Origin of the sequence: Corynebacterium sp. TAE3-ERU2, from assembly GCF_019209955.1 — a bacterium.
Taxonomy (GTDB): Bacteria; Actinomycetota; Actinomycetes; order Mycobacteriales; family Mycobacteriaceae; genus Corynebacterium; species Corynebacterium megadyptis.
This window is the reverse complement of sequence record NZ_JAHUTL010000002.1, coordinates 112392-134950: the sequence shown is the minus strand read 5'-3', so window position 1 is coordinate 134950 and position 22559 is coordinate 112392. Positions and strand designations below refer to the sequence as shown.

Here is a 22559-nt window from a genome sequence, read left to right as displayed (position 1 = left end):
GCGCCGCCACAGCTGCATGGTCCCCACGCCGTGAGGTGCGGGGTGCAGTGAGGCGAAAAGTGGCCGCTAGGGTGCAGGATAAAAACCTGCACAATTGACACTAACCGAATCTAGATTTTCCCAGAAAAGGAGCATTCCCATGGCAGTTGTAACCATGCGCGAGCTTCTCGATGCTGGTGTGCACTTTGGCCACCAGACTCGTCGTTGGAACCCGAAGATGCGTCGCTTCATCTTCACCGAGCGCAACGGCATCTACATCATCGACCTGCAGCAGACCCTGACCTACATTGACGAGGCTTTCGAGTTCGTCAAGGAGACTGTGGCTCACGGCGGCAGCATCCTGTTCGTCGGTACCAAGAAGCAGGCCCAGGAGGCTGTGCAGAACGAGGCCGAGCGCGTTGGCATGCCCTACGTCAACCACCGCTGGTTGGGCGGTATGCTCACCAACTTCCAGACCGTGTCCAAGCGTCTGCACCGCATGAAGGAACTGCAGGCCATGGACCAGGCCGAGGACGGCTACAAGGGCCGCGGCAAGCGCGAGATCCTGATGCTCACCCGTGAGCGTCAGAAGCTGGAGCGCGTGCTCACCGGTATCGCCGACATGAAGAAGATCCCTTCTGCCATGTGGGTTGTAGACACCAACAAGGAGCACATCGCCGTTGCTGAGGCGAAGAAGCTCAACATCCCGGTCGTTGCCATCCTGGACACCAACTGCGATCCCGATGAGGTCCAGTTCCCGGTTCCGGGTAACGATGACGCCATCCGCTCCATCAACGTTCTTACCAAGATCGTGGCCGAGGCCGTGATCGCTGGTAAGCAGGCACGCGAAGAGCGCGAGCTCGCCGCAGCCAAGGAAGCCGCTGGGGACAAGGACGCTGCCCCCAAGGCTGAGGCCGGCGAAGAGGTTGCACCGAAGGTTGAGGCATCCGAGGCTGCTGAGGCAGCTGCCGATGCATCGGCTGAAGAGAAGTAAATTCACCGAGCTCACACTCACACAGAGCCCTCACTCGCACTGCGATACAACTTCACTGTCGTTGGTTGTGCGGTGGGGGCTGTGTTATTCGCCCTGAATAACACCACATCATTCGCAGTGCGTATCGACGCCCACTCCACTTCACTGCAGAGCGGCATGCTCTCATCTAGGGTTAGTGGGCGATGGCCCGTGAATACTGCGGGACCGCAACGCACGTGTTGTGGACAACTAAACATCCAACAAAACCAAGGAGGATCGTCACGTATGGCGAACTACAGCGCCGCTGACGTTAAGAAGCTCCGCGAGCTCACCGGCTCCGGAATGATGGACTGCAAGAAGGCTCTTTCTGAGACCGATGGCGACTTCGACAAGGCTGTCGAGCTGCTGCGCATTAAGGGTGCTAAGGACGTGGGCAAGCGCGCCGAGCGCACCGCCGCCGAGGGCCTGATTGCCGTCTCCGGTTCCACGATGATCGAGGTCAACTCTGAGACCGACTTCGTGGCCAAGAACGCCGAGTTCAAGGAATTCGCAGCCAAGGTGGCTGACGCCGCTGCCGCTGTGAAGGCTAACTCCGCTGAGGAGCTCAACAACGCACCGCTGGACGGCTCCACCGCCGGCGAGGCTATCCAGGAGCTCTCCGCCAAGATCGGTGAGAAGCTGCTGCTGTCCAGCGCTGTCACCCTCGAGGGCGAGAACATCGCCGTCTACAAGCACCAGCGTGCAGCCGACCTGCCGCCGGCAGTGGGCGTGTTGGTGGCTTATACCGGCGAGGGCGAGGCTGCCGAGCAGGCCGCTCACGCCGCCGCTATGCAGGTTGCCGCCATGAAGGCGCAGTACCTCAACCGCGACGAGGTCCCCGCCGACATCGTCGAGTCCGAGCGTGCTACCCAGGAGAAGATCACCCGCGAAGAGGGCAAGCCGGAGCAGGCTATCGCCAAGATCGTGGAGGGTCGTATGAACGGCTTCTACAAGGACGTCGTCCTGGAGGACCAGGCTTCTGTTTCTGACAACAAGAAGACCGTCAAGCAGGTCATGGACGAGGCAGGCGTGAAGCTCACCGGCTTCGCTCGTCTCGAGGTTGGCCAGCACTCCTCTTAATCTCCAGGCGCTGAGCGCCGAGTAGACCTGCATCCCGTAGCCACGGGGTGCAGGTTTTTTCTTGTCCTTAGAGCAGGAAGAGCGAGGGTGGCGTCGATAAGCCGAGTGCGTGGAGCATGTTATTGGGGCGGCGGGTAGAATACGCAAACGAACCAACCGCGTCGACGAAAGGTGACAACTATGGCCGAGGGTGCCACTCGTGAGGGATATAAGCGCGTCATGCTGAAGCTCGGGGGTGAAATGTTCGGCGGTGGCACCGTGGGCATCGATCCCGATGTGGTGGAAAACGTGGCGCAGCAGATCGCGAGTGTCGCCCGCGAGGGGGCGGAGGTTGCCGTGGTCATCGGCGGCGGCAACTTCTTCCGTGGCGCCCAGCTGCAACAGCGCGGCCTAGACCGCAACCGCTCGGACTATATGGGCATGCTCGGCACCGTGATGAACTGCCTCGCCCTGCAGGACTTCCTGGAGCGCGCCGGCATCGACTGCCGGGTGCAAACCTCCATCAACATGGCGCAGGTGGCCGAGCCCTACCTGCCGCTGCGCGCCAAGCGCCACCTGGACAAGGGCCGTGTGGTGATCTTCGGCGCCGGCATGGGTCTGCCGTACTTCTCCACCGACACCACCGCCGCGCAACGAGCCCTGGAGATCGACTGCGAGGTGCTACTCATGGCTAAGGCCGTGGACGGAGTGTACTCGGATGATCCCCGCACCAACCCCGACGCCGAACTCTTTACTCAGATCACCCCGCGCGAAGTGATCGAGCGTGGCCTGAAGGTGGCCGATGCCACCGCGTTTAGCCTGTGTATGGACAACAACATGCCGATTCTCGTGTTCAATCTGCTGCAGGAGGGCAATATCGCCCGCGCCATCAAGGGCGAGTCCATCGGAACTCTCGTCCAATCCTGATAGATTGGGACGATGAACCTGTGAGTAGCAGACCGCCTCAGCTGCCGCGGCGCTGGGGTCGGTCTGTTGCTCGCTCTAGTGAACGCCTACCGCGCGGACGTCCGCGCACCCACATATAGAGAAGTGAGAACTACACCATGAGTGAGATGATCGACGAGATCCTCTTCGACGCCGAAGGCCGTATGGAGCAATCTGTGGAGTATGTCCGCGAGGACCTCACCACTATCCGCACCGGTCGTGCGAACCCCGCAATGTTCAACGGCGTGATGGCCGAGTATTACGGGGCGATGACCCCCATTACCCAGATGGCTACCATTTCCGTTCCGGAGCCGCGCATGCTGCTGATCAAGCCCTATGAGCAGAGCCTGATGAGCGAGATCGAAAACGCCATCCGCAACTCCGATCTGGGCGTAAACCCCACCAACGACGGCCAGGTGCTGCGCGTGACCATTCCGCAGCTGACCGAGGAGCGCCGCCGCGACATGGTGAAGTTGGCTAAATCCAAGGGCGAGGACGCCAAGATCGCCATCCGCAATATCCGCCGCGATGGCAACCAGCACCTGAAGAAGATTCAAAAAGATGGCGACGCCGGCGAGGATGAAGTGAAATCCGCGGAGCAGCAGCTGGATAAGATCACCCAGAAGCACGTGGCCAAGGTGGACGAGCACGTCGAGCGCAAGGAAAGCGAGCTGATGGAGGTTTAGGCCTTCACCTCGCAGGACAATCCTGAGGGCACCCCGAAGCGCTTTATCGCCGAGTCGCCGCCACGCTAAGAGGCCAGTGCAGCGCCGGTGTGTCCTCCTGTTGAGCGTTGCGGCCCTACCGGCGGGTAGTGCGTGGCGCTCAGCGCGTTAACTGCACACTTTGGAGGGGCAGTGGAAGAGAAGAACCGGGGCGAGCTGATCAAAAATCCCCTTGGTCTCAGCGGGGAGCACCTGCCGAAGCCGAAAAACAAGGCGGGCCGTGACCTCAAAACCGCCATCGGTGTGGGAGTGGGCCTCGGTGCCCTCGTGCTCGCCTGCATCTTCCTCATCCCTTATGGCTGGTATCCACTCGTGGCGCTCGCCGTCGCCGGCGGAACCTGGGAAGTGGTGCACCGCCTCCGCGAGCACGGCTATGTGGTCCCGCACTGGGTGCTGATCATCGGTGGCCAAGGGATGGTCTGGCTGTCCTGGCCCTTCGGGGTTGACGGGATGGCCGCCGCCTATGTCACCACGGTGCTCGCGCTGATGTTTGGCCGGCTTTTTCACCGTGGCCGCAGCACCGCCCCCCAGAACTATCTCCGGGATATGAGCATGGGCATCTTCGTGCTCACCTGGATCCCCATGTTCGGCACCTTCGCCGCGCTCATCTCCAGACTCAACGATGGGCCGGCGGACCCCAAGTGGTACGTGGTCACCTTCATGCTGTGCGTGGTCGCCTCCGATGTCGGTGGTTTCGCCGCCGGCGTATTCTTCGGCTCGCATCCCATGGCGCCGGCGGTGAGCCCCAAGAAGTCCTGGGAAGGCTTCGCCGGCTCGATCGTCCTCGGCACGATCACCGGTGCCCTCTGCGTCACCCTGCTGCTCTCCGGTTCGATCTGGGCCGGCATTCTCCTAGGCTTCGGGCTCGTTATCTGCGCAACGCTTGGTGATCTCGTCGAATCCCAATTCAAACGCGAACTCGGCATCAAGGACATGTCTACGCTTCTGCCCGGTCATGGGGGACTGATGGATCGCCTCGACGGCATGCTGCCTGCAGCCATGGTGACATGGCTGGTGCTCTCCACCGTCGCGGTAGAAGCCGCAGTGGTCTAATACCGAAGCGCACACACCACCGCTGCGTGGCTGCTGCGCGCGTGTGTGATGGCCGTCGATGCAGGTGAACATAAATCGGTGTAGCAGCGGCGACTATGCTGAAGCACCATGATGGCACATAACTCTATAGATGAGGCAGTTCCTGCGGAGGAGCACACCGCCACCCCGCATAAGTGGCGCGCACTCATCATTCTCGCCGTGGGGCTGGCGCTCATTGTGCTCGACGGCACCATCGTGGGCGTATCCATGCCCACGATTATTCGCGAACTCAACCTTGATCTCTCGGAAGCCCAGTGGGTCAGCAGCGTCTACTCGGTGGTATTCGCCGCCTTGCTGCTCGCCGCCGGACGCCTCGGCGACCGCTACGGCCGGCGTAAGTTTTTCCTCGCCGGGCTGTGTATCTTCGCAAGCGGCTCGATCCTAGCCGCACTCTCTAGCTCCGTCTCCACGCTGATTGTGGCCCGCGTGGTGCAGGGCGTGGGTGGAGCCTGCATTCTGCCATCGACGTTATCCACCACTAACGCCATGTTCCGCGGCAAGGATCGCGCGGCAGCCTTCGGCGTGTGGGGCGCGGTGATGAGCGGCGCCGCCGCACTCGGCCCGCTGCTCGGCGGTGTCATCACCGAATACGCCGGCTGGGAATGGATCTTTTGGGTCAACGTTCCTCTGGCCTTCGTCCTCGTCGGCGCAGCACTCGCGTGGGTGCCCGATACCGCCGCCGAGCCCAGCGGCGCTGCGCAGCAGCCGACGGGGGAGAGAGACGTTCTCGGCTTTAGCCTCTCGGCGATCGGCTTCGGCACGCTTGTCTTCGGCATCATTGAAGGGCCCAAACTGGGCTGGTGGACAGCCATCTCGGACTTTCACCTCGGCTCCGCGCAGTGGCCGCAGGACTGGCCCTCTGCCGCTGGTATCGCGCTGGTGATTGCCGCGGCGTCCTTGAGTGGCTTCGTTGCCACCGAATTGCGCCGTGCCCGCAGCCAGCAGTCGGTCTTGCTGGATCTCGGCATGTTCCGCTATCCCACTTTCACCTGGGGAAACCTCACCGCCTTGATGGTGGCGGTGGGCGAGTTCGCGCTCGTCTTTGTACTGCCGCTCTATCTTGTGTCCTCGGCGGGGCTGTCTGCCCTAGCTACGGGGCTCGTGCTGGCCGCGATGGCGATAGGTGCCTTCCTCTCTGGTGCCGCAGCCCGCCATCTGGCAGCCAGAATCGGCGCTCCGGGTGTGGTGCTCGTGGGCTTGGGGCTTGAGGTTTTCGGCACGCTACAGCTCGCCGCCGAGGAACGGGTAGGACAGCCTTTGTGGCTCGTGGTTTTCGCCCTGGTGGTCTATGGCATTGGCCTCGGCCTCGCCTCGGCGCAGCTGACTTCGCTGGTACTCGGCGATATCCCCGTTGCCCAGTCCGGCCAAGCATCCGCCACCCAGTCCACCGTGCGCCAGATCGGCTCCGCCCTAGGTGCCGCTATGGCCGGTGCCACCCTCTCTGCCGCCCTCGCGTGGCGGTCCGCAGACTTCGTCGGCAGCCAAGCGCAGCTAGCCGAGGCCATGCGCAGCTCCGCCGGTGGTACGCTGGTCGGCCTGCGCCAGCAGGGAGCACCCGAGGAGGTCATTGCGCCCCTGGCCCGCGTCTTCGCCGAGGCCACCAAGGTATCGCTCTATGCGGCCGTGCTGTGTCTGGTTATCGGTCTGCTCGGGGCGCTGATGGTGCGCCGTTCCACCAAGAAGCGTCCCTAAAACCTAGCGTTCTACCGCCCGCCGCAAGGCAGGGGCAGAAGTAAACAGCGGGGCGCCCTCAAACGTGAGAGCGCCCCGCTGGCAATTAAAACGACGGCTGCTTATTGGCGGGCCTTTTTTACTTGGCGCCGCAGCTCAAACATGCGCACGATTCCGGCCAAGGCCATAATGAGCGCGCCGGCGATCGCGGCGAGCAAGAAGCCCACGCCGGCCGGGAACTCAAAGGTCCATGCGAAGAGCTGCAGTTCCACCGCCTGCTGGTTCTGCATGATGAACACCAGCAACAGGATGAGCAGCAGGGCGCCGATAATCAGTGCCGCCCAAGTAGAGGAGGCGAGAGTGCGGTTGAGCTTGGCCGGCTTCTTCTCCGCGTCCGCAGAGCTATCCGCCTCGCTGTGCTGCTCCGGCGCGTGATCCTCGCGGCGGGCTGGGGCAGTGGAGCTCTCAGCGCGCTCGGCTACGGCGTCGTGGGCGCGGGTGGGGTGGGAGGAGCCGAGGATCGAGTCGTCATTAATACGCGGGTGCGGCTCGGAGCTGGGAGTGGGCTCAGCGGGGGTGGTCACGGATGTCTCCTCGTGCGGGGTATAAAGATCGTGCAGGTGGACAAGAGAATAAATCTCGAGGAAATCTTAAACACCGTCAGTATAGTGGATTTCCACGGGCCTCCTTCCTCGTGAAACAATGGGGCCTACTATGTCTGAACCCGTTCGCCTGCAGTTCAAAGCCCCGCAGCGCGGCATGCCGCCGCTGCACTTCGCCGATCTCGATCCCGAGGAGCGCATCTCCGCTATTACCGAGCTGGGGTTGCCGAAGTTCCGCGTCAACCAGATTGCCCGTCACTACTATGGGCGGCTCGAAGCCGACCCGCTGACGATGACCGACCTGCCCGAGTCCGCCCGGCAGAAGGTCAAGGACGCGCTCTTTCCCGAGCTGATGTCCAAGGTGCGCGTCACCGAAGCCGATGCGGGTGCCACCCAAAAAACTCTGTGGCGGCTGAATGATGGCACGCTGCTGGAGTCGGTGCTCATGCGCTATCCCGACCGCGCCACCCTGTGTATCTCCTCCCAAGCCGGCTGCGGAATGGCGTGCCCCTTCTGCGCCACCGGCCAAGGCGGATTGGATCGCAATCTCTCCATTGGTGAGATCGTGGATCAGGTGCGTCGGGCGGCGGCCACCATGCAGCAGGAGGGTGGCCGCCTGACCAATGTGGTGTTCATGGGTATGGGCGAGCCGCTGGCCAATTACAAGCGCGTACTGAGCGCGGTCAAGCAGATCACCCGCCCGGCGCCGGAAGGCTTCGGAATCTCCATGCGCAATGTCACCGTCTCCACCGTGGGCTTGGCGCCGGCGATCCGGAGGCTGGCTGAGGAAGATCTCAGCGTCACCCTCGCGCTGAGTCTGCACACCCCGGATGATGAGCTGCGCGATAGCCTGGTGCCGGTGAATAATCGCTGGTCCGTGGCCGAGGTGCTCGACGCCGCCCGCTACTATGCGGACAGGACCGGTCGCCGCGTGTCCATCGAGTACGCCTTGATCCGCGATATCAACGATCAGGACTTCCGTGCGGACATGCTGGGCAAGAAGCTGCACCAGGCCTTAGGCTCGCGCGTGCATGTGAACCTCATCCCCTTGAACCCCACTCCAGGATCCAAGTGGGATGCCGCACCCAAACAGCGCCAGGATGAGTTCGTGCGCCGCGTGATCGCCCAGGGCGTGCCCTGTACGGTGCGCGATACCCGCGGCCAAGACATTGCCGCCGCCTGCGGTCAGCTCGCCGCAGAGGAGCGGGCCAGCTAGCTCACGCGCCAGCCAGCCCACGGGCTAGCAATGCAATAATCCCCCATGCACCTGCTGGGTGCGTGGGGGATTGTGTGTGCTGTGTGAAGGAGGGAGTCCTTAGACCAGCAATCTGAACAGCGCCGTGCTTACTTCTCTACAGCAGTGCGGTTCGGGACGGTCGAGGGATCAATGTTGAGCGCGCGCAGCTCGGAGTCGCTCAGCTCGGCGTACTTGCCCGTCATGGCGTGCTGCTGGTAGGTCCACACCGGCTCCTGGTGGCCCTCCGGCTTGTTATGGGCGGTCACGGTGCGCACCTGGTTGAGCTTGGGGGCGAAGAGCTGAAGGAGCAGCCCGATAGCCACCAGACCGGCGAGCAGGAACAACCAGATGGTTTCCACGTGGCCCTTGTGGTTACCGAAGTTGTAGCCGAGGAGGAAGAATACGGAAACCCAGCCAGCAATTTGGGTGGGAACCAAACCGAGATCGTGCCAGCCCCACTTCGCCGAGGGCTCGTCAAGGGTGCTTACGCCGTTGTAGACTTCCGGCTCGATGTGGTGGGAAGCGCCAGACACAGTCTTTTCTCCTTCTTAGTAAACGCTTAAAGTTCTCCGTCTATCTTTGCACATTCTTAGGTTTCATGGAAGTTGTTTTGCTCGCCCCGTGTCGCAGCAGCGGGCCCTCCACAGCTGTGCTTTCGTGCTAGCCGCACACGGGGGAGAGGCAGCTGGCCGCAGGGCACAGAGCTTCTTGGTGGTGTCCGCAGCCGCGCTCGTGGTGCGAGTGCAAGAATAAAGGAATGAAGACTCGCGTCATCCTCTTAGGAAGTACAGGTTCTATCGGCACACAGGCCCTCGAGATCATTGAAGCGAATCCCGATCGCTTTGAGCTCGTGGGGCTGTCCTGTGGAGGCCGCTCTGTCACGCTCGCCATTGAGCAAGCCCGCCGCTGCGGACTGGCGCCCGAGCAGGTGGCCATCGCGGATGATACCGCGGCGCAGACAGCTTCGGAGGCGCTTGGCGGAACGGTGATCTCCGGTGCGGATTCCTCCGCCGAGCTGGTGCGCAGCCAGCAGGCCGATACCGTGCTCAATGGTCTCGTGGGCTCCCTCGGGCTGGGGGCCACCCTGGCCGCGCTGGAGTCGGGGGCACGCTTGGCGCTGGCCAATAAGGAGTCGCTCGTCGCTGGCGGCGATATTGTGCTGCGGGCCGCCGCCCCCGAGCAGCTGGTGCCGGTGGATTCGGAGCATTCGGCGATGGCCCAGTGCCTGCGCTCCGGCAGGAGCGAGGAGGTCGCCCGCTTCGTCTTGACCGCCTCGGGTGGCCCCTTCCGCGGCTGGGACCGAGAGCGCATGTGGGAGGTCACCCCCGAGCAGGCCGCCGCACACCCCACGTGGTCGATGGGGCAGATGAACACTCTCAACTCTGCGACCCTCATTAATAAAGGACTCGAGCTCATCGAGGCCAGCTATCTTTTTGATATCGACCCGCAGCTCATTGATGTCACCGTGCACCCGCAGTCGATCATTCACTCCATGGTCACCTTCGTCGATGGCTGCACCATTGCCCAGGCCTCCCCGCCGTCGATGAAGTTGCCGATCTCTCATGCCCTGGCATGGCCGGAGCGGGTCAAGGATGCGCAGCCCGCACTGGACTTTTCGCAGTCCTTCGCGTGGGAGTTCGAGCCGGTGGATAATGCCGCCTTCCCCGCTGTGGAGCTAGCCCGCCATGTCGCCTCGCGCCGCGGTAGTGTTCCCGCGGTGTATAACGCCGCCAATGAGGAAGCCGCAGAGGCGTTTTTGCAGGGGCGCATTCGCTTCCCGCAGATCGTGGATGTGGTGGCAGCGATCGTCGATAAGGCGGAGGATTTCGCGATTCCGCCCCGTGACGTCGCGGATGTGCTGGCCGTGGAGGATAGGGCGCGCTCCTTGGCACAGCAGGAGATTCGCAGCCGCGAGCGCTAGCTGGATAGTTTGCGCGACCGCGCTGTAGTATGCGAGGGGTTAGCTCGAGGCAGAAGGCGGTGGAATCGTGAGTTACACAATGGGTGTGGTGCTTTTCGCGCTCGGTATTGCGATCACGATCGCATTGCACGAGTTGGGTCACCTACTGGCGGCGCGCGCCTGCGGTATGCGGGTGCGGCGCTACTTCATCGGTTTCGGCCCCACGCTGTTCTCCTTCCGCAAAGGCCACACCGAATATGGTCTCAAAGCGATTCCTTTGGGCGGGTTCTGCGATATTGCGGGCATGACCTCGGTGGATCCCGTCACGGAGGACGAACGCCCTTACGCCATGGTGTACAAGCCCTGGTATCAGCGCGTGTTTGTGCTCCTCGGCGGGGTACTGATGAACCTGGTCCTCGGCCTGCTCACGCTGTATCTGGTGGCCGCCACCGCTGGGCTGCCGAATCCCGATCCGGATCTCAGCGCCCGGGTCGGCGAGGTACGCGAGGGGCCGGCTGCTGTGGCGGGCGTGCGCCCGGGCGATACGATCCGCGCGATCGATGGGCAGCCCATGGCCACTTTCACCGATGTGCGCGACTATGTGGTGCAGCGCCCCGGCGAAGAGATCACGGTGCAGGTGGAGCGCGATCACCGCCCCGTCGATCTGGATGTGCGCGTGGATTCCCGCACAGTGGAGGGCCAGGAGATGGGCGTGATTGGGGTAGTCAATGCGCCGATCCCTGATCTCTACCTCAGCTATGGCCCCCTCGAGGCGGTACCCGCCACCCTGCACTATTCCGGAGCGATGCTGCATGCCACGTGGCAGGGAGTGGCCTCGCTGCCCGCCAAGCTGCCCGGGGTGGCTCGGTCCATCTTCGGCGCTGAACGGGAGATGGATTCGCCCATGAGCGTGGTGGGTGCATCCCTGGTGGGCGGGGAGCTCGTGGAGCGCTCGCAGTGGTCGATCTTCGCCATGATGCTCGCCAGCCTGAATTTCTTCCTCGCGCTGTTCAACCTGCTTCCTTTTGTGCCGCTCGACGGCGGCCATATCGCGATCGTGTTCTATGAGAAGCTTCGCGACGCCATCCGCCGGATGCGCGGCCTCGCCCCGGCGGGGCCGGCCAATTACGCGGCCCTCATGCCGCTCATTGTGGTGATGTGGGCGCTGCTGATGGGCATCGGTGTGCTGATCATTGCCGCCGATGTGGTCAACCCTGTGCGCCTATTCGGCTGATAACATCAACATCCAAAGCCCAAAAAATCTCTTAAAGGAGAATCTCTCTGTGAGTACCCCGATCGGTCTCGGCATGCCGGATGCCCCGCTGCCCACCCTCGCGCCACGTCGCACAACCCGCCAGATCATGGTGGGCGATGTGGGCGTGGGATCCGATTATCCCATCTCCGTGCAGTCGATGACGACCACCAAGACGCACGATATTAACGCCACGCTGCAGCAGATCGCCCAGCTCACAGCGTCTGGCTGCGATATTGTACGCATCGCCTGCCCCAAGACGGTGGATGCGGAGGCGCTGCCTGCCATTGCGAAGAAATCACCCATTCCCGTGGTGGCAGATATTCACTTCCAGCCGAAATACATTTTCGCGGCGATCGACGCCGGCTGCTCGGCCGTGCGCGTTAATCCCGGCAATATTCGCGAATTCGATGGGCGCGTCAAAGAAGTGGCGAAGGCCGCCGGCGAGGCCGGCATCCCCATCCGTATTGGCGTGAACGCCGGCTCGCTGGATAAGCGCTTCTTGGAGAAGTACGGCAAGGCCACCCCGGAGGCGCTGGTGGAGTCCGCGGTCTGGGAGGCCGGCCTCTTCGAGGAGCACGGCTTCGGCGATATTGCCATCTCGGTCAAGCACAATGATCCGGTGGTGATGGTGGAGGCCTACCGCCAGCTCGCTGCGCAGACCGACTACCCGCTGCACCTCGGTGTCACCGAGGCCGGTCCGGCCTTCCAAGGCACCATCAAATCCTCGGTGGCCTTCGGCGCGCTGCTCGCCGAGGGTATCGGCGATACCATTCGTGTCTCCCTCTCCGCTGACCCGGTGGAGGAGATCAAGGTGGGCGATCAGATTCTGCAATCGCTGAACCTGCGCCCCCGCAAGCTGGAGATCGTCTCCTGCCCCTCCTGCGGTCGCGCCCAGGTGGATGTCTACACCCTGGCCGAGGAAGTCACCGCAGGCCTGGAGGGCTTCGAGGTGCCGCTGCGCGTGGCCGTCATGGGCTGCGTGGTCAATGGCCCGGGCGAGGCCCGCGACGCTGATCTCGGTGTGGCCTCCGGTAACGGCAAGGGCCAGATCTTTGTTAAGGGCGAGGTAGTGAAGACCGTGCCCGAATCCAAGATCGTGGAAACCCTGATTGAGGAAGCCACCCGCATCGCCGAAACCATGGAGGAGACCGAGTCCGGTTCGCCCTCTGTGACGGTGAGCTAAACCCACTCTGTACCGACGTTGTTCACCAGCCCCTGCGCGTGAGCCGCCAGGGGCACGGCAGTGCTGATGGAGGGCGGCGTCGATAAGCGTTGGCGACGGGCCTAGTATAAGGGGCATGACTCAACGCCCCCGTTTGCAAGTACCTGCCCGCAAGACTCCTATCCGTGCTGTGCCGGATCATATTGAGCGTCCGGAATACGCGTGGAAGGACGAGGTGCAGGAGGCCATTGGCGAACCCTATGTGCAGACCCCCGAGACCATCGAGGCGATGCGCGAAAGCTCCAAGATCGCCGCGAATGCCCTGCGTGAGGTGGGTAAGGCCGTCACTCCTGGAGTAACCACCGATACCCTGGATCGGATCGCGCACGAGTATATGTGCGATCACGGCGCCTATCCTTCCACGCTCGGCTATCGCGGCTTTCCGAAATCCTGCTGTACCTCGGTGAATGAGATTGTCTGCCATGGCATTCCCGACGCCACCGTGGTCCAGGACGGCGATATCGTGAACGTGGATATCACCGCCTACAAAAATGGTGTGCACGGCGATACTAATGCCACCTTCCTCGCCGGTGATGTCTCCGAGGAGCACCGGCTGCTCGTGGAGCGCACCAAAGAAGCAATGATGCGCGGTATTAAGGTGGCCAAGCCGGGCCGCGAGGTCAATGTGATCGGCCGGGTCATCGAATCCTATGCCAAGCGTTTCGGCTACTCCGTGGTGCGTGATTTCACCGGCCATGGCGTGGGCCCGACCTTCCACAATGGGCTCGTGGTGCTGCACTACGATTCCCAGGCCTATCGCGATGTGCTCGAGCCGGGCATGACGCTGACAGTCGAGCCGATGATCAACCTCGGCGGCCTCGACTACAAGATGTGGGACGATGGCTGGGTAGTGCAGTCCACCGACGGCGCCTATAGCGCCCAGTTCGAGCACACCCTCGTGATCACCGAGGATGGCAACGAGATCCTCACCCTGCCCGATGAGGACTAGAGACGAGGACTAGAGACACAGAAGAAATCCCGTGGTAGCTCTACTGATCGCCGGCACCACCTCCGATGCCGGGAAATCCATTATCGCCGCCGGGTTGTGTCGGGCGCTGAGCCGCCGCGGCTATGCGGTGGCCCCCTTCAAAGCACAGAACATGTCCAATAACTCGGCGGTGTGCCCCACCGGCGGGGAGATTGGGCGCGCCCAGGCCATGCAGGCGGCCGCCTGCGGGCTGGAGCCGCATGTGGACTTCAACCCCATCCTGCTCAAGCCCGGATCGGATCGCACCTCGCAGCTGGTGGTGCGCGGCACCGCCCGCGGGCAGGTATCGGCCACCTCCTATGTGGAGCACCGCCTCCAGCTGCGTGAGGTTGCGGCGGCAGCACTCGGCGACCTCGAGAGCCGCTATGACATCGTGGTCTGCGAGGGAGCCGGCTCGCCGGCGGAGATCAACCTGCGCGCCACAGACGTGGCCAATTTCGGCCTCGCCGAGGCCGCGGATCTGCCGGTGTATGTGGTGGGCGATATCGACCGTGGGGGAGTGCTGGCGCATCTCTATGGCACCCACGCGATTGTCTCCGCCGCAGACCGGGCCCGTATCAAGGGCTTTGTGATCAATAAGTTCCGCGGGGACCAGAGCCTGCTCGAGCCTGGGCTGGAGGAGCTGCAGCGACGCACCGGGGTTCCCACCGTGGCGGTGCTGCCTTATATTCACGGGCTGTGGCTGGATGCGGAGGACTCCCTGCAATCGGTGATTGGTGCGCCCGTTGGGCCTCCCACCACGGCCCTGGGCACCCAGCGGCTGCGGGTTGCGGCGGTGCGGCTGCCGCGGGTGTCCAATGCCACCGATGTGGAGGCGCTGGCCTGTGAACCGGGCGTGACTGTGACCTGGAGCGTCGATCCGGATGAGGTGGCCTCCGCCGATCTGGTGGTGCTGCCCGGCTCGAAGTCCACGGTGTCGGATCTGCAGTGGCTGCGCAGCAGCGGGCTGGCAGATGCGATCGTGCAGCGCAGCGGCCCGACGCTCGGTATCTGCGGCGGCTTCCAAATGATGTGCCGCCACATCACCGACGGGGTCGAAGGCCCCGGCGAGGCTGCAGGGCTCGGGCTTTTCGACGCCACCATCGAGTTCCACGAGACCAAAACCCTCACTCGCACCCCGCAGGGCGGCTACGAGATCCATCACGGGCGGGTGGTGGCTAATGCCGAGCAGCCCTGGCTTAATGGCGAGGGCTGTGCCACCGCGTTATGCCGCGGCACCCATGTGCACGGCCTGCTCGAACACGATGCCACCCGCCGCGGTTTTCTCGCCTGGGTGGCGCAGACCGCCGGCAAGCCGGGGTTTGTGGTCAGTGCCGATACCTCCTTTGCCGCAGAGCGGATGCGCCAGCTGGATCTCATCGCCGATACGGTCGAGCAGCATTGGGATCTGGCGCAGCTCTGCGCGGATCTCGGGGTCTAAGCCGCTGGGCCTAAGCCGCAGGGCCTAAGGCGAGCGGGCGCTGCCAGCTCTTAGGCGGCGTCGTGTGGGCGCTGCTGCGGCCCGTGATAGGAGAGCCCGCCGTTGAGCCCGAGTGCTGCGGCGGCGATATAGCTCAGGGCCAGAGCTTGGGGTGGGGCATAGCTGGCCCACCAGCTGCTGGGGGTGGCAGCGATGACGATGGCGTAGGTCATCACCGCGGCGATGATGGCGGCCGCGAGCCGCAGTGGCCAGGCGCCGCGGGAGCGATAGCCGCGCAGATCCACAATGCTCCATACACTCAGCACGAGGGTAGCGACAGCGGTGGCCACCACCCCGGAGCGGGTGAGCAGCGTATCCTCGCCGAGCGAGATATAGCCGGTGGCTAAAGCACCGCTGATGATGCCAAAAACCGCGGGAACGCAGCGCCGCGGCAGGAGCAAGAATCCGCCGAGGGCACAGGCCACGGCCGCCACGGGCATGGCATAAAAGGAGGCGAGGGTCACGGTGGAGTGAATCGTCGGCGAGCCCAGCTGCCGGACCACGAGGGTGGCGCAGCCACTGATCAAACTCACCACCGCGCCCGCGCCGCACAATAGGTGGGGCCACCGGATCGGCACATGCTGGTACACGAAACGCCGAATGGCCAGGAGCCCAATGGCTCCGGAACACACCACCATGGTCACGGCGGCGAGACCGGAGTACCACAGCGATTGATGCGTGAAGTTCGTGCCCAAGGCAGACAAAGCTATGGTCACAGCTACAGCGAGGCTGAGCGTGGCCACGGATGCGGGGTGACGAGATTCTGGTGCAGACACGATGGTTTATGGATTCTACGCCGTGGGGGAGAAGAGAGAAAAGCGGCAGGCACGGGCGCGGCAGTGACCCCTCGCAGGCGTCTGTGCTGCGGGGGAGTGCGGCGCTCGGCTGCCGCTGCTATCGCCGTTCAGGCGGGGCGAGAAGCTAGGAGAAATCCAATCCCAGCAGTGCGTTTTCCACCAGCTCGGGGAGCGCGGGGTGGATCCAGTACTGCTCGGTGGCGACCTTACGCACATCCAGCTTGAAGGTCATGACGGTGATCAGCTGGTGGATCAGGGTGGCGGCCTCGGGGCCGATAAAGTGCGCACCCAGCAGCTGGCCGGTGGCGCGATCGGCGATGAGTTTCACAAAGTTGGACTCATCTTCCATCGCCCAGCCATAGGCCACATCGCCGTACTTTTGGATCTTGACGGTGATGTCATAGCCCTTCTCGCGGGCCTGCTCTTCGGTCAGTCCCACGGTGGCGATCTGCGGATGGGTGAACACGGCGGAGGGCACGTTCTCGTGCGGCATGGGGCGCAGATCCTCGGGGTGCAGCAGGTTGTGGCGCACGGCGCGCATCTCCGCATTGGCCACGTGCTTCAGCAGGTAGGGGGAGCTGCAATCGCCCAGCGCCCACACGCCCTCGCAGCTGGTGCGGCCGTAGTCGTCCACCTTGATGCGGGGGCCGTCGAGTTCGATGCCGGACTTTTCGGCGTCGAGCTGGTCGCCATTGGGCACGCGTCCCGTGGCGGCGAGGAAGACATCGGCCTCGAGCACGGTGCCATCGTCGAGGGTCACCCGAACCCCATCCTCAGTGTTTGTGGCCTCGCTGATGTCGTGGCCCAGATAGGTATTCCAGGTCTTTTCGGCCACCTCGGTGAAGTAGGTGGTGAGATCCTCGTCGAGGGTTTTCATCATGCGCGGGGAGCGGTTGATCACGGTCACCTTGGCGCCGAGATCGTGGAAGACATGCGCGAACTCGGCGGCGATGAACCCGCCGCCATGAATGATGATGGACTCGGGAAGTTCCTCGAGGCGCATGATGTCTTCGTTGGTGTAGTAGCGGAAATCCGTGCCGGCATAGGGCGCCACGATCTGCGGGCGCGAGCCCACGGCCAGCACGATCTGCTCGCCGGAGATCACTACTGGGGTATCGCCATCCGCGGTGGCGATGGTCTTGGTGTCCACAAAGCGGGCGTGGCCATCGTAGACATCGATATTCGGGGTTTCGTCGCCGCGACGATAGGCTTCGCCGCCGGCGGCAATCTTATCGATGCGCTCGCCGAAGACGCGCTCGCGTAGGGCCGGCCAATCCACGGAGTTGAACTGGGTATCGAGGTTATAGCGCTCGCTGTGGGCGGCGGCACGGGCCTGCTCTGCGGCGTAGACGAACATCTTGGTGGGGATGCAGCCGACGTTGAGGCAGGTTCCGCCGAAGACGCCCTTTTCCACGATCGCGATGGACTTATCCTCAAACTCCGGGCCGGGAATCGAGTTACCGGAGCCGGTGCCAATAATCACGAGGTCATAGTGTTTGTCCGCGGCAGTAGCCATAGGGGAAAACTCCTTCATACACGGGTCATAGTTGGTGAATACGAGTTGTCGTTCTCCAACAGTAGTGCTCGTGTCAATTGGGCGCTGTCGCGTCTTCTCTGAGCTGGTGTGCGCTAGGACGTGTGCCTGCGATGGCGGCGCATCCAGTCCACCGTGAGCTCAAGCGCCTGGGTGCGTGTGGGCTGGGCGGACAGGTACACATCGTGCATCGCCTGCGGCAGCGCGGTGATACTCAGCACACTCGATAGGTGCGGGGCCCGCGCCCAGATATCGGCGACCTCTAAAACGATATCGCTGCTGTGGGCGTCGGCGAGCGTATCTCCCTCACCGCTGCGCTCGGCGGTGAGTACCAGGCTCGCGATCTGGGTGCGTAGCTCATCGCGGGCGAGTCGTTGCTGGGACTGCGCTACCGCCTGCAGCCAGCTGAGACGTTTCGGGAAACCTGCCAGTGGCTTGAGCTGGAGATCGTAGTCCCATTCGCCGTCATAGTCGCGGTGCAGGGACGTGCCGTAGCTGGGATCGGGCTTCTGGCGCAGTAGTGCCTCGGGGCGCAGTCGCGTGATCGCCCCCGCGAGCCGCGGAACGTGGGTGCGCAGCCACGGCGGGCCAAGCATCTCCAACCAGGGGCTGTTATAAATCACCGAGTCCACGGGCAGAGTGGTTTGGGCGAGCCATTCCGCCACCGCCAGCGCCCCAGTGGAGTGTGCGATGAGGCTGACGCTGGAATGCGCCTCCACCACCGGTTGCAGAGCGGCTTCGAGATCCTCGCAGTACAGCCGAATATCACTGACATGGTGGGGCGTCTGTCCTTCGCGCAGCGCGCGGCCACATTTGCGCAGATCCACGGCATAGGTGGTGACTGCGCGGGAGTCGAGATAGCGCGCCACATGATCGTGGAAGAAGTAGTCAGTCATCCCATGCACCATTACTGCGGCGTGTTCATGCTGGCTCTTATGGCGCACCAGTGCCGCACATACAGGGCTTTCTCCATCGGGATCGGGCCCGAGCTCGCACAGTGCATACTCATAGTCCGCGCCCAAACGATCGGGCCGCCACTGCAGAGGCTTATCGACGCTCACTTCGCTTCATACCTCACCTTCTTGGCCATGGAGCATTCTCGCGCGGCCAACTTTACGCGCCTAGCTCGGCGGCGAAGCACAGACGATGGGGCAGGTGAGCACGCAGCGGCGGGTGCGGCCGCGTTGGGCTGCTTAAGCACGCCTGGTCACCGCCTGCGGCGCCGATCATGGCGCGATGTATAGCCCACACAATCAAAAAGGTGGGGGCACAGGGCGCGCCCAGTTTCGCTCTTTTGGGGGTAAATAAGAGGTGGATTCATACAATTCCCTGTGCTTAGGGTCGGTGAACAATGCTGAGCGCGTGCTGTGAAAACGCCAGCGTGATGGTGCCTTCTTTGCTGCGTCGACACGCGTCGCGCCGGGCCGAGCACGGAAAGAGTAGTGGTAGGACCTCCAAAAGAGTGTTTGTTGGCCTGCGTAGGCGCGTAAACTTGAACCAGCACAAACGCACCCGCGCACCGTATGCACCCGTCTCGAGTGGCGGTGGTTGCGAGGCGTTTGTAGGGGTCGCGCCCGTTCTGCTGTGTCTGCTCGCTGCCCGTCGTTTCTGTGGAAGTGGGTAGTTCGGGCCGAATTCTGTGCGCGACCTAAGAGACAATGCACAACGCGTGAGAGCACCGTAGATAGAGAATTAAGGAAGTTGGACTGACGTGTCAGATTCCAAGGCAGCTACTGCCCAGGTACGCGATGAAGTGGATGTAGCGTTTGTTGGCGCCGGCATCATGAGCGCCACCCTCGCCGCAATGTTGAAGCAGCTGGAGCCCTCGTGGAGCCAGCTCATTCTGGAGCGGCTTGACGCCCCAGCTCAGGAGTCCTCCTCCCCCTGGAACAACGCAGGAACGGGCCACTCCGCCCTGTGCGAGCTCAACTACACCCCTGAGGTCAAGGGGCGTATTGATATCGACAAGGCCATCAACATCAACGAGAAGTTCCAGGTGTCGCGCCAGTTCTGGTCGCACCAGCTGGACACGGGGATTCTCAAGGATCCGCGCGAGTTCATTAATCCCGTGCCGCACGTGTCCTTCGCCCACGGCGAGGACCAGGTGGCCTATCTGAAGAAGCGCTTCGACGCGCTCAAGGATCACCCGCTCTTCCCGGGCATGGAATACTCCGATGACGAGGATGTCTTCTCCGAGAAGCTGCCGTTGATGGCGCAGGGCCGTGACTTCGCCAAGGAGCCGGTATCTATCTCCTGGACCTCCGCTGGTACGGACATCAACTACGGTGCCCAAACCAAGCAGTTCATCGAGGGGCTGAAGGAGGCCGGCACCGAGCTGCGTTACGGCCATGAGGTGAAAAACCTCAGCCAGGATGGCAAGAAGTGGAAGATCACCACCACTAACGTGCACACCGGTGATACCTCCGTGATCACCGCGAACTTCGTGTTCGTCGGTGCCGGTGGCATGGCGCTGCCGCTGCTGCAGAAGTCCGGCATTCCTGAGATTCGCGGCTGGGGCGGATTCCCCGTGTCCGGCCAGTGGCTGCGCTGCACCAATGAGGAGCTGATCGAGCAGCACGCCGCCAAGGTCTATGGCAAGGCGTCTGTGGGCGCCCCGCCGATGTCGGTGCCGCACCTCGATACCCGCGTGATCGACGGCAAGCGCGGCCTGCTCTTCGGCCCCTATGCGGGCTGGACCCCGAAGTTCCTCAAGACCGGCTCCAACCTGGATCTGTTCAAGTCCATCCGCATTACGAACCTGCTGTCCTATGTGGGCGTGGGCGTGCAGGAGATGGGCCTGACCAAGTACCTGATTACCGAGCTGCTCAAGGATCAGAAGGCGCGCATGGAGTCGCTGCGTGAGTACATGCCGACTGCCCGTGATGAGGATTGGGAGCTGGTCACCGCCGGCCAGCGCGTCCAGGCTATCCAGCCGGTCGCCGGTCCGTCCTTCTCCACTCTCGCGTTCGGTACCTCGCTAATCAATAACTCCGAGGGCTCGATCGCCGGTATTCTCGGCGCTTCCCCGGGTGCGTCCATCGCCCCGGCAGCCATGCTCGAGGTGCTGGAGCGCTGCTTCGGCGAGCGCATGGTGGAGTGGGGACCGAAGATTAAGGATATGGTTCCCTCCTACGGTGTTAAGCTGGCGGCGAACCCGCAGCTCTTCGAGGAGACGTGGGAGCGTACCCAAAAGACACTCAAGCTCGAGGATTAATGTGACTGAACACACCCCCGTTCCTGGTTTTCCATTCACCGCGATCGTGGGGCAGGAACAGCTCCGGCTGGCCCTGCTTCTCAACGCCATCTCACCAGGGATCGGGGGTGTGTGCGTGCGCGGAGAAAAAGGCACCGCCAAGACCACCATGGTGCGTGGCTTTGCTCCGCTTCTCGACGGTTCCCTCGTGAACCTTCCCCTCGGTGCCACCGAAGATCGCGTGGTGGGATCCCTCAATGTGGAGACCATCCTGAGCACCGGCAAAGCCGAGTACAAGCCCGGTCTGCTCGCCGAGGCCGATGGCGGCATTCTGTACGTAGACGAAGTTAATCTGCTCGCCGATCACCTCGTGGACGCACTCCTTGATGCCGCCGCTACTGGGCGGGTCAGTATTGAGCGCGATGGCGTCTCCTATAGCGCCCCCGCGAAATTCGTGCTGGTGGGCACCATGAACCCTGAAGAGGGCGAGCTGCGTCCGCAGTTGCTCGACCGTTTCGGGCTGGCGGTGGAAGTCACCGGCTCAAAAGACCCGGCCGTGCGCGGGGAGATCATTACCCGCCGCTTGGCCTATGAAAACGACCCCCACGGTTTTGCCGCCCAGTGGCAGGAGCAGGAAACCGCACTCAAAGAGCAGCTGGATCAGGCCCGCGCCGCCGTGGCCACGGTGGAGTTGCCTACCGTGCAGGTGGCGCGCATCGCCCAGCTCTGCGCCGCCTTCGATGTCGATGGCATGCGCGCCGATATCGTGATCGCCCGCACCGCTATCGCTCATGCAGCACTGCGTGGCAGCGAGATCGTGGAGGACGAGGACGTGCGCGTGGCCGCCCAGCTGGCGCTGCCGCACCGTAAGCGCCGCAATCCCTTCGATGATCCCGGAATCGATGACTCGGAGCTGGACGAGAAACTCGACGAGGCCATCAACGACAACCCCGATCCCGAGCAGAACACCGAACCGCCGCAGGAGGAGGAGCCTGCCGAGAGCCCAGAGGAGCCCTCCTCGCCGGAGCAGGAGGAGCCCGAGGAGACGCCGCAGGAGGAGCAGCCGCAGCGCGGCGATGGAAAGGGTGATAGCGCCTCGATGGGCGCTCCCTTTCTCCGCTAGAACACTGCGCCGGCGGGGCATGGGCGAGGAAGCCAATCCGGGCCGACGCTCCAAGGCGCTATCGAGTGAAGGCGCGGTGATTCGCTCCACCACCCACGGCAGGGGAGTACATGTGGTGGCCACCGCTATGGCGGCCGCCGAACGCGGCGCCACCATTAGTAATGGGCGTTTGGAGCTGCGGCCGGAGGATCTGCGTTCCTCCATCAAGGCGGGCAGGGAATCGAATCTCATCGTCTTCGTGGTGGACGCCTCCGGTTCGGTGGCTGGCCACACCCGCCTCGAGGCGGTCACCGGTGCGGTGGAATCAATCTTGAAAGACGCCTATATCCGCCGCGACAAGGTGGCGGTGATTACCGTGCGTGGCCGCGCACCTGAGCTTTTGCTGCCCCCGACCAGCTCCATTGATGTGGCGCGGCGTCGTCTCGAATCCGCCCGTGTCGGAGGGCGCACCCCGCTGGCCGAGGGGCTGGTGATGGCCGATGAGCTCATCACCCGCCAAGCACGAAAGGAACCGGGCCGCCGCGCCATCATGGTCGTACTCAGCGACGGCCGAGCCACCGGTAACTATGGGATGAAAGAGGCCTATGCGGCCGCCGATGCTATCGCGGCCAAGGGGCTCAGCGGGTCCATCGTGATCGACTGCGAGGTCTCCGCCCGAGTGCGGCTGGGGCTCGCGCGCACCCTCGCGGAGCATTTGCGCGCCCCCTGCGTGCAGCTTGCAGAGCTCAATTCCGATAACGTCGCCGGCGCCATCGAGTCGCTCTAA

At 63.2% G+C, this 22559-nt stretch carries 20 protein-coding genes; 15 read left to right on the top strand and 5 right to left on the bottom strand.

Annotated elements, in window-relative coordinates; all coding sequences use genetic code 11:
- Window positions 1-139 precede the first annotated feature (139 nt).
- From rpsB to KRX12_RS03545, 6 genes are all read left to right on the top strand, one after another.
- Window positions 140-973 carry a 30S ribosomal protein S2 gene (gene rpsB / locus KRX12_RS03570; RefSeq protein WP_151528530.1) on the top strand — a complete coding sequence of 278 codons (834 nt, stop codon included), beginning with the start codon at window positions 140-142 and terminating at the stop codon, window positions 971-973.
- Between the two features lie 264 nt (window positions 974-1237).
- Window positions 1238-2071, top strand: coding sequence for a translation elongation factor Ts (tsf, locus tag KRX12_RS03565; RefSeq protein WP_151528531.1), 834 nt, complete (start codon window positions 1238-1240; stop codon window positions 2069-2071).
- Between the two features lie 180 nt (window positions 2072-2251).
- Window positions 2252-2977 (top strand): UMP kinase, encoded by a 726-nt coding sequence (gene pyrH / locus KRX12_RS03560; protein WP_192796087.1) that lies wholly within the window; start codon window positions 2252-2254, stop codon window positions 2975-2977.
- Window positions 2978-3123: 146 nt separating this feature from the next.
- Window positions 3124-3681 carry a ribosome recycling factor gene (gene frr, locus KRX12_RS03555; RefSeq protein WP_218363670.1) on the top strand — a complete coding sequence of 186 codons (558 nt, stop codon included), beginning with the start codon at window positions 3124-3126 and terminating at the stop codon, window positions 3679-3681.
- Window positions 3682-3852: 171 nt separating this feature from the next.
- Window positions 3853-4773: a phosphatidate cytidylyltransferase gene (locus KRX12_RS03550; RefSeq protein WP_370625131.1), complete on the top strand. Its 921-nt coding sequence runs from the start codon at window positions 3853-3855 to the stop codon at window positions 4771-4773.
- Between the two features lie 108 nt (window positions 4774-4881).
- Entirely contained in the window at window positions 4882-6504 is a 1623-nt protein-coding gene (locus KRX12_RS03545) for an MFS transporter (protein ID WP_218365764.1), read from the top strand.
- A 101-nt stretch (window positions 6505-6605) separates the two neighbouring features.
- On the opposite strand, the gene KRX12_RS03540 is transcribed toward KRX12_RS03545, so the two are convergent.
- A complete protein-coding gene (locus KRX12_RS03540) occupies window positions 6606-7067 on the bottom strand; it encodes a lipopolysaccharide assembly LapA domain-containing protein (RefSeq protein WP_370625531.1) in 462 nt (153 codons plus the stop codon).
- Window positions 7068-7197: 130 nt separating this feature from the next.
- Here KRX12_RS03540 and rlmN point away from each other — a divergent pair, with 130 nt between their 5' ends.
- Window positions 7198-8301: a 23S rRNA (adenine(2503)-C(2))-methyltransferase RlmN gene (gene rlmN, locus KRX12_RS03535; RefSeq protein ID WP_218365763.1), complete on the top strand. Its 1104-nt coding sequence runs from the start codon at window positions 7198-7200 to the stop codon at window positions 8299-8301.
- A gap of 128 nt (window positions 8302-8429) precedes the next feature.
- On the opposite strand, the gene KRX12_RS03530 is transcribed toward rlmN, so the two are convergent.
- Window positions 8430-8855 (bottom strand): DUF2631 domain-containing protein, encoded by a 426-nt coding sequence (locus KRX12_RS03530; protein WP_218363454.1) that lies wholly within the window; start codon window positions 8853-8855, stop codon window positions 8430-8432.
- A 224-nt stretch (window positions 8856-9079) separates the two neighbouring features.
- On the opposite strand from KRX12_RS03530, the gene dxr reads away from it, so the two are divergent.
- From dxr to KRX12_RS03505, 5 genes are all read left to right on the top strand, one after another.
- Entirely contained in the window at window positions 9080-10243 is a 1164-nt protein-coding gene (dxr, locus tag KRX12_RS03525; RefSeq protein WP_151528536.1) for a 1-deoxy-D-xylulose-5-phosphate reductoisomerase, read from the top strand.
- 64 nt (window positions 10244-10307) lie between these two features.
- Window positions 10308-11456: a M50 family metallopeptidase gene (locus KRX12_RS03520; RefSeq protein WP_218365912.1), complete on the top strand. Its 1149-nt coding sequence runs from the start codon at window positions 10308-10310 to the stop codon at window positions 11454-11456.
- Window positions 11457-11529: 73 nt separating this feature from the next.
- Complete coding sequence (gene ispG, locus KRX12_RS03515; RefSeq protein WP_151528856.1) at window positions 11530-12660, top strand: flavodoxin-dependent (E)-4-hydroxy-3-methylbut-2-enyl-diphosphate synthase; 1131 nt, start codon at window positions 11530-11532, stop codon at window positions 12658-12660.
- A gap of 115 nt (window positions 12661-12775) precedes the next feature.
- Window positions 12776-13648: a type I methionyl aminopeptidase gene (gene map / locus KRX12_RS03510; protein ID WP_151528538.1), complete on the top strand. Its 873-nt coding sequence runs from the start codon at window positions 12776-12778 to the stop codon at window positions 13646-13648.
- A 31-nt stretch (window positions 13649-13679) separates the two neighbouring features.
- Entirely contained in the window at window positions 13680-15107 is a 1428-nt protein-coding gene (locus tag KRX12_RS03505; RefSeq protein WP_218365762.1) for a cobyric acid synthase, read from the top strand.
- A gap of 50 nt (window positions 15108-15157) precedes the next feature.
- On the opposite strand, the gene KRX12_RS03500 is transcribed toward KRX12_RS03505, so the two are convergent.
- From KRX12_RS03500 to KRX12_RS03490, 3 genes are all read right to left on the bottom strand, one after another.
- Window positions 15158-15922 (bottom strand): hypothetical protein, encoded by a 765-nt coding sequence (locus tag KRX12_RS03500; RefSeq protein WP_218365761.1) that lies wholly within the window; start codon window positions 15920-15922, stop codon window positions 15158-15160.
- 145 nt (window positions 15923-16067) lie between these two features.
- Window positions 16068-17459 carry a mycothione reductase gene (gene mtr / locus KRX12_RS03495; protein WP_218365760.1) on the bottom strand — a complete coding sequence of 464 codons (1392 nt, stop codon included), beginning with the start codon at window positions 17457-17459 and terminating at the stop codon, window positions 16068-16070.
- Window positions 17460-17572: 113 nt separating this feature from the next.
- Entirely contained in the window at window positions 17573-18538 is a 966-nt protein-coding gene (locus KRX12_RS03490; RefSeq protein ID WP_218363449.1) for an alpha/beta hydrolase, read from the bottom strand.
- 650 nt (window positions 18539-19188) lie between these two features.
- Here KRX12_RS03490 and mqo point away from each other — a divergent pair.
- Genes mqo through KRX12_RS03475 form a run of 3 tightly spaced genes read left to right on the top strand, consistent with a single transcriptional unit; the run spans window position 19189 to window position 22559 of the window.
- The gene (gene mqo / locus KRX12_RS03485; RefSeq protein WP_218365759.1) at window positions 19189-20691 is read left to right on the top strand and encodes a malate dehydrogenase (quinone); all 1503 of its coding nucleotides are present in this window, start codon (window positions 19189-19191) and stop codon (window positions 20689-20691) included.
- A 1-nt stretch (window position 20692) separates the two neighbouring features.
- Window positions 20693-21793 (top strand): AAA family ATPase, encoded by a 1101-nt coding sequence (locus KRX12_RS03480; protein ID WP_218365758.1) that lies wholly within the window; start codon window positions 20693-20695, stop codon window positions 21791-21793.
- A 19-nt stretch (window positions 21794-21812) separates the two neighbouring features.
- On the top strand, window positions 21813-22559 hold the full coding sequence (locus tag KRX12_RS03475) for a VWA domain-containing protein (RefSeq protein ID WP_151528545.1): 747 nt from the start codon (window positions 21813-21815) through the stop codon (window positions 22557-22559).

Excerpts from the sequence above, each read along its gene's own strand:
- rpsB (WP_151528530.1), top strand. The coding sequence starts at position 140 with ATGGCAGTTGTAACCATGCGCGAGCTTCTCGATGCTGGTGTGCACTTT.
- tsf (WP_151528531.1), top strand. The coding sequence starts at position 1,238 with ATGGCGAACTACAGCGCCGCTGACGTTAAGAAGCTCCGCGAGCTCACC.
- pyrH (WP_192796087.1), top strand. The coding sequence starts at position 2,252 with ATGGCCGAGGGTGCCACTCGTGAGGGATATAAGCGCGTCATGCTGAAG.
- frr (WP_218363670.1), top strand. The coding sequence starts at position 3,124 with ATGATCGACGAGATCCTCTTCGACGCCGAAGGCCGTATGGAGCAATCT.
- KRX12_RS03545 (WP_218365764.1), top strand. The coding sequence starts at position 4,882 with ATGATGGCACATAACTCTATAGATGAGGCAGTTCCTGCGGAGGAGCAC.
- rlmN (WP_218365763.1), top strand. The coding sequence starts at position 7,198 with ATGTCTGAACCCGTTCGCCTGCAGTTCAAAGCCCCGCAGCGCGGCATG.
- dxr (WP_151528536.1), top strand. The coding sequence starts at position 9,080 with ATGAAGACTCGCGTCATCCTCTTAGGAAGTACAGGTTCTATCGGCACA.
- ispG (WP_151528856.1), top strand. The coding sequence starts at position 11,530 with ATGCCGGATGCCCCGCTGCCCACCCTCGCGCCACGTCGCACAACCCGC.
- map (WP_151528538.1), top strand. The coding sequence starts at position 12,776 with ATGACTCAACGCCCCCGTTTGCAAGTACCTGCCCGCAAGACTCCTATC.
- mtr (WP_218365760.1), bottom strand. The coding sequence starts at position 17,459 with ATGGCTACTGCCGCGGACAAACACTATGACCTCGTGATTATTGGCACC.
- KRX12_RS03475 (WP_151528545.1), top strand. The coding sequence starts at position 21,813 with ATGGGCGAGGAAGCCAATCCGGGCCGACGCTCCAAGGCGCTATCGAGT.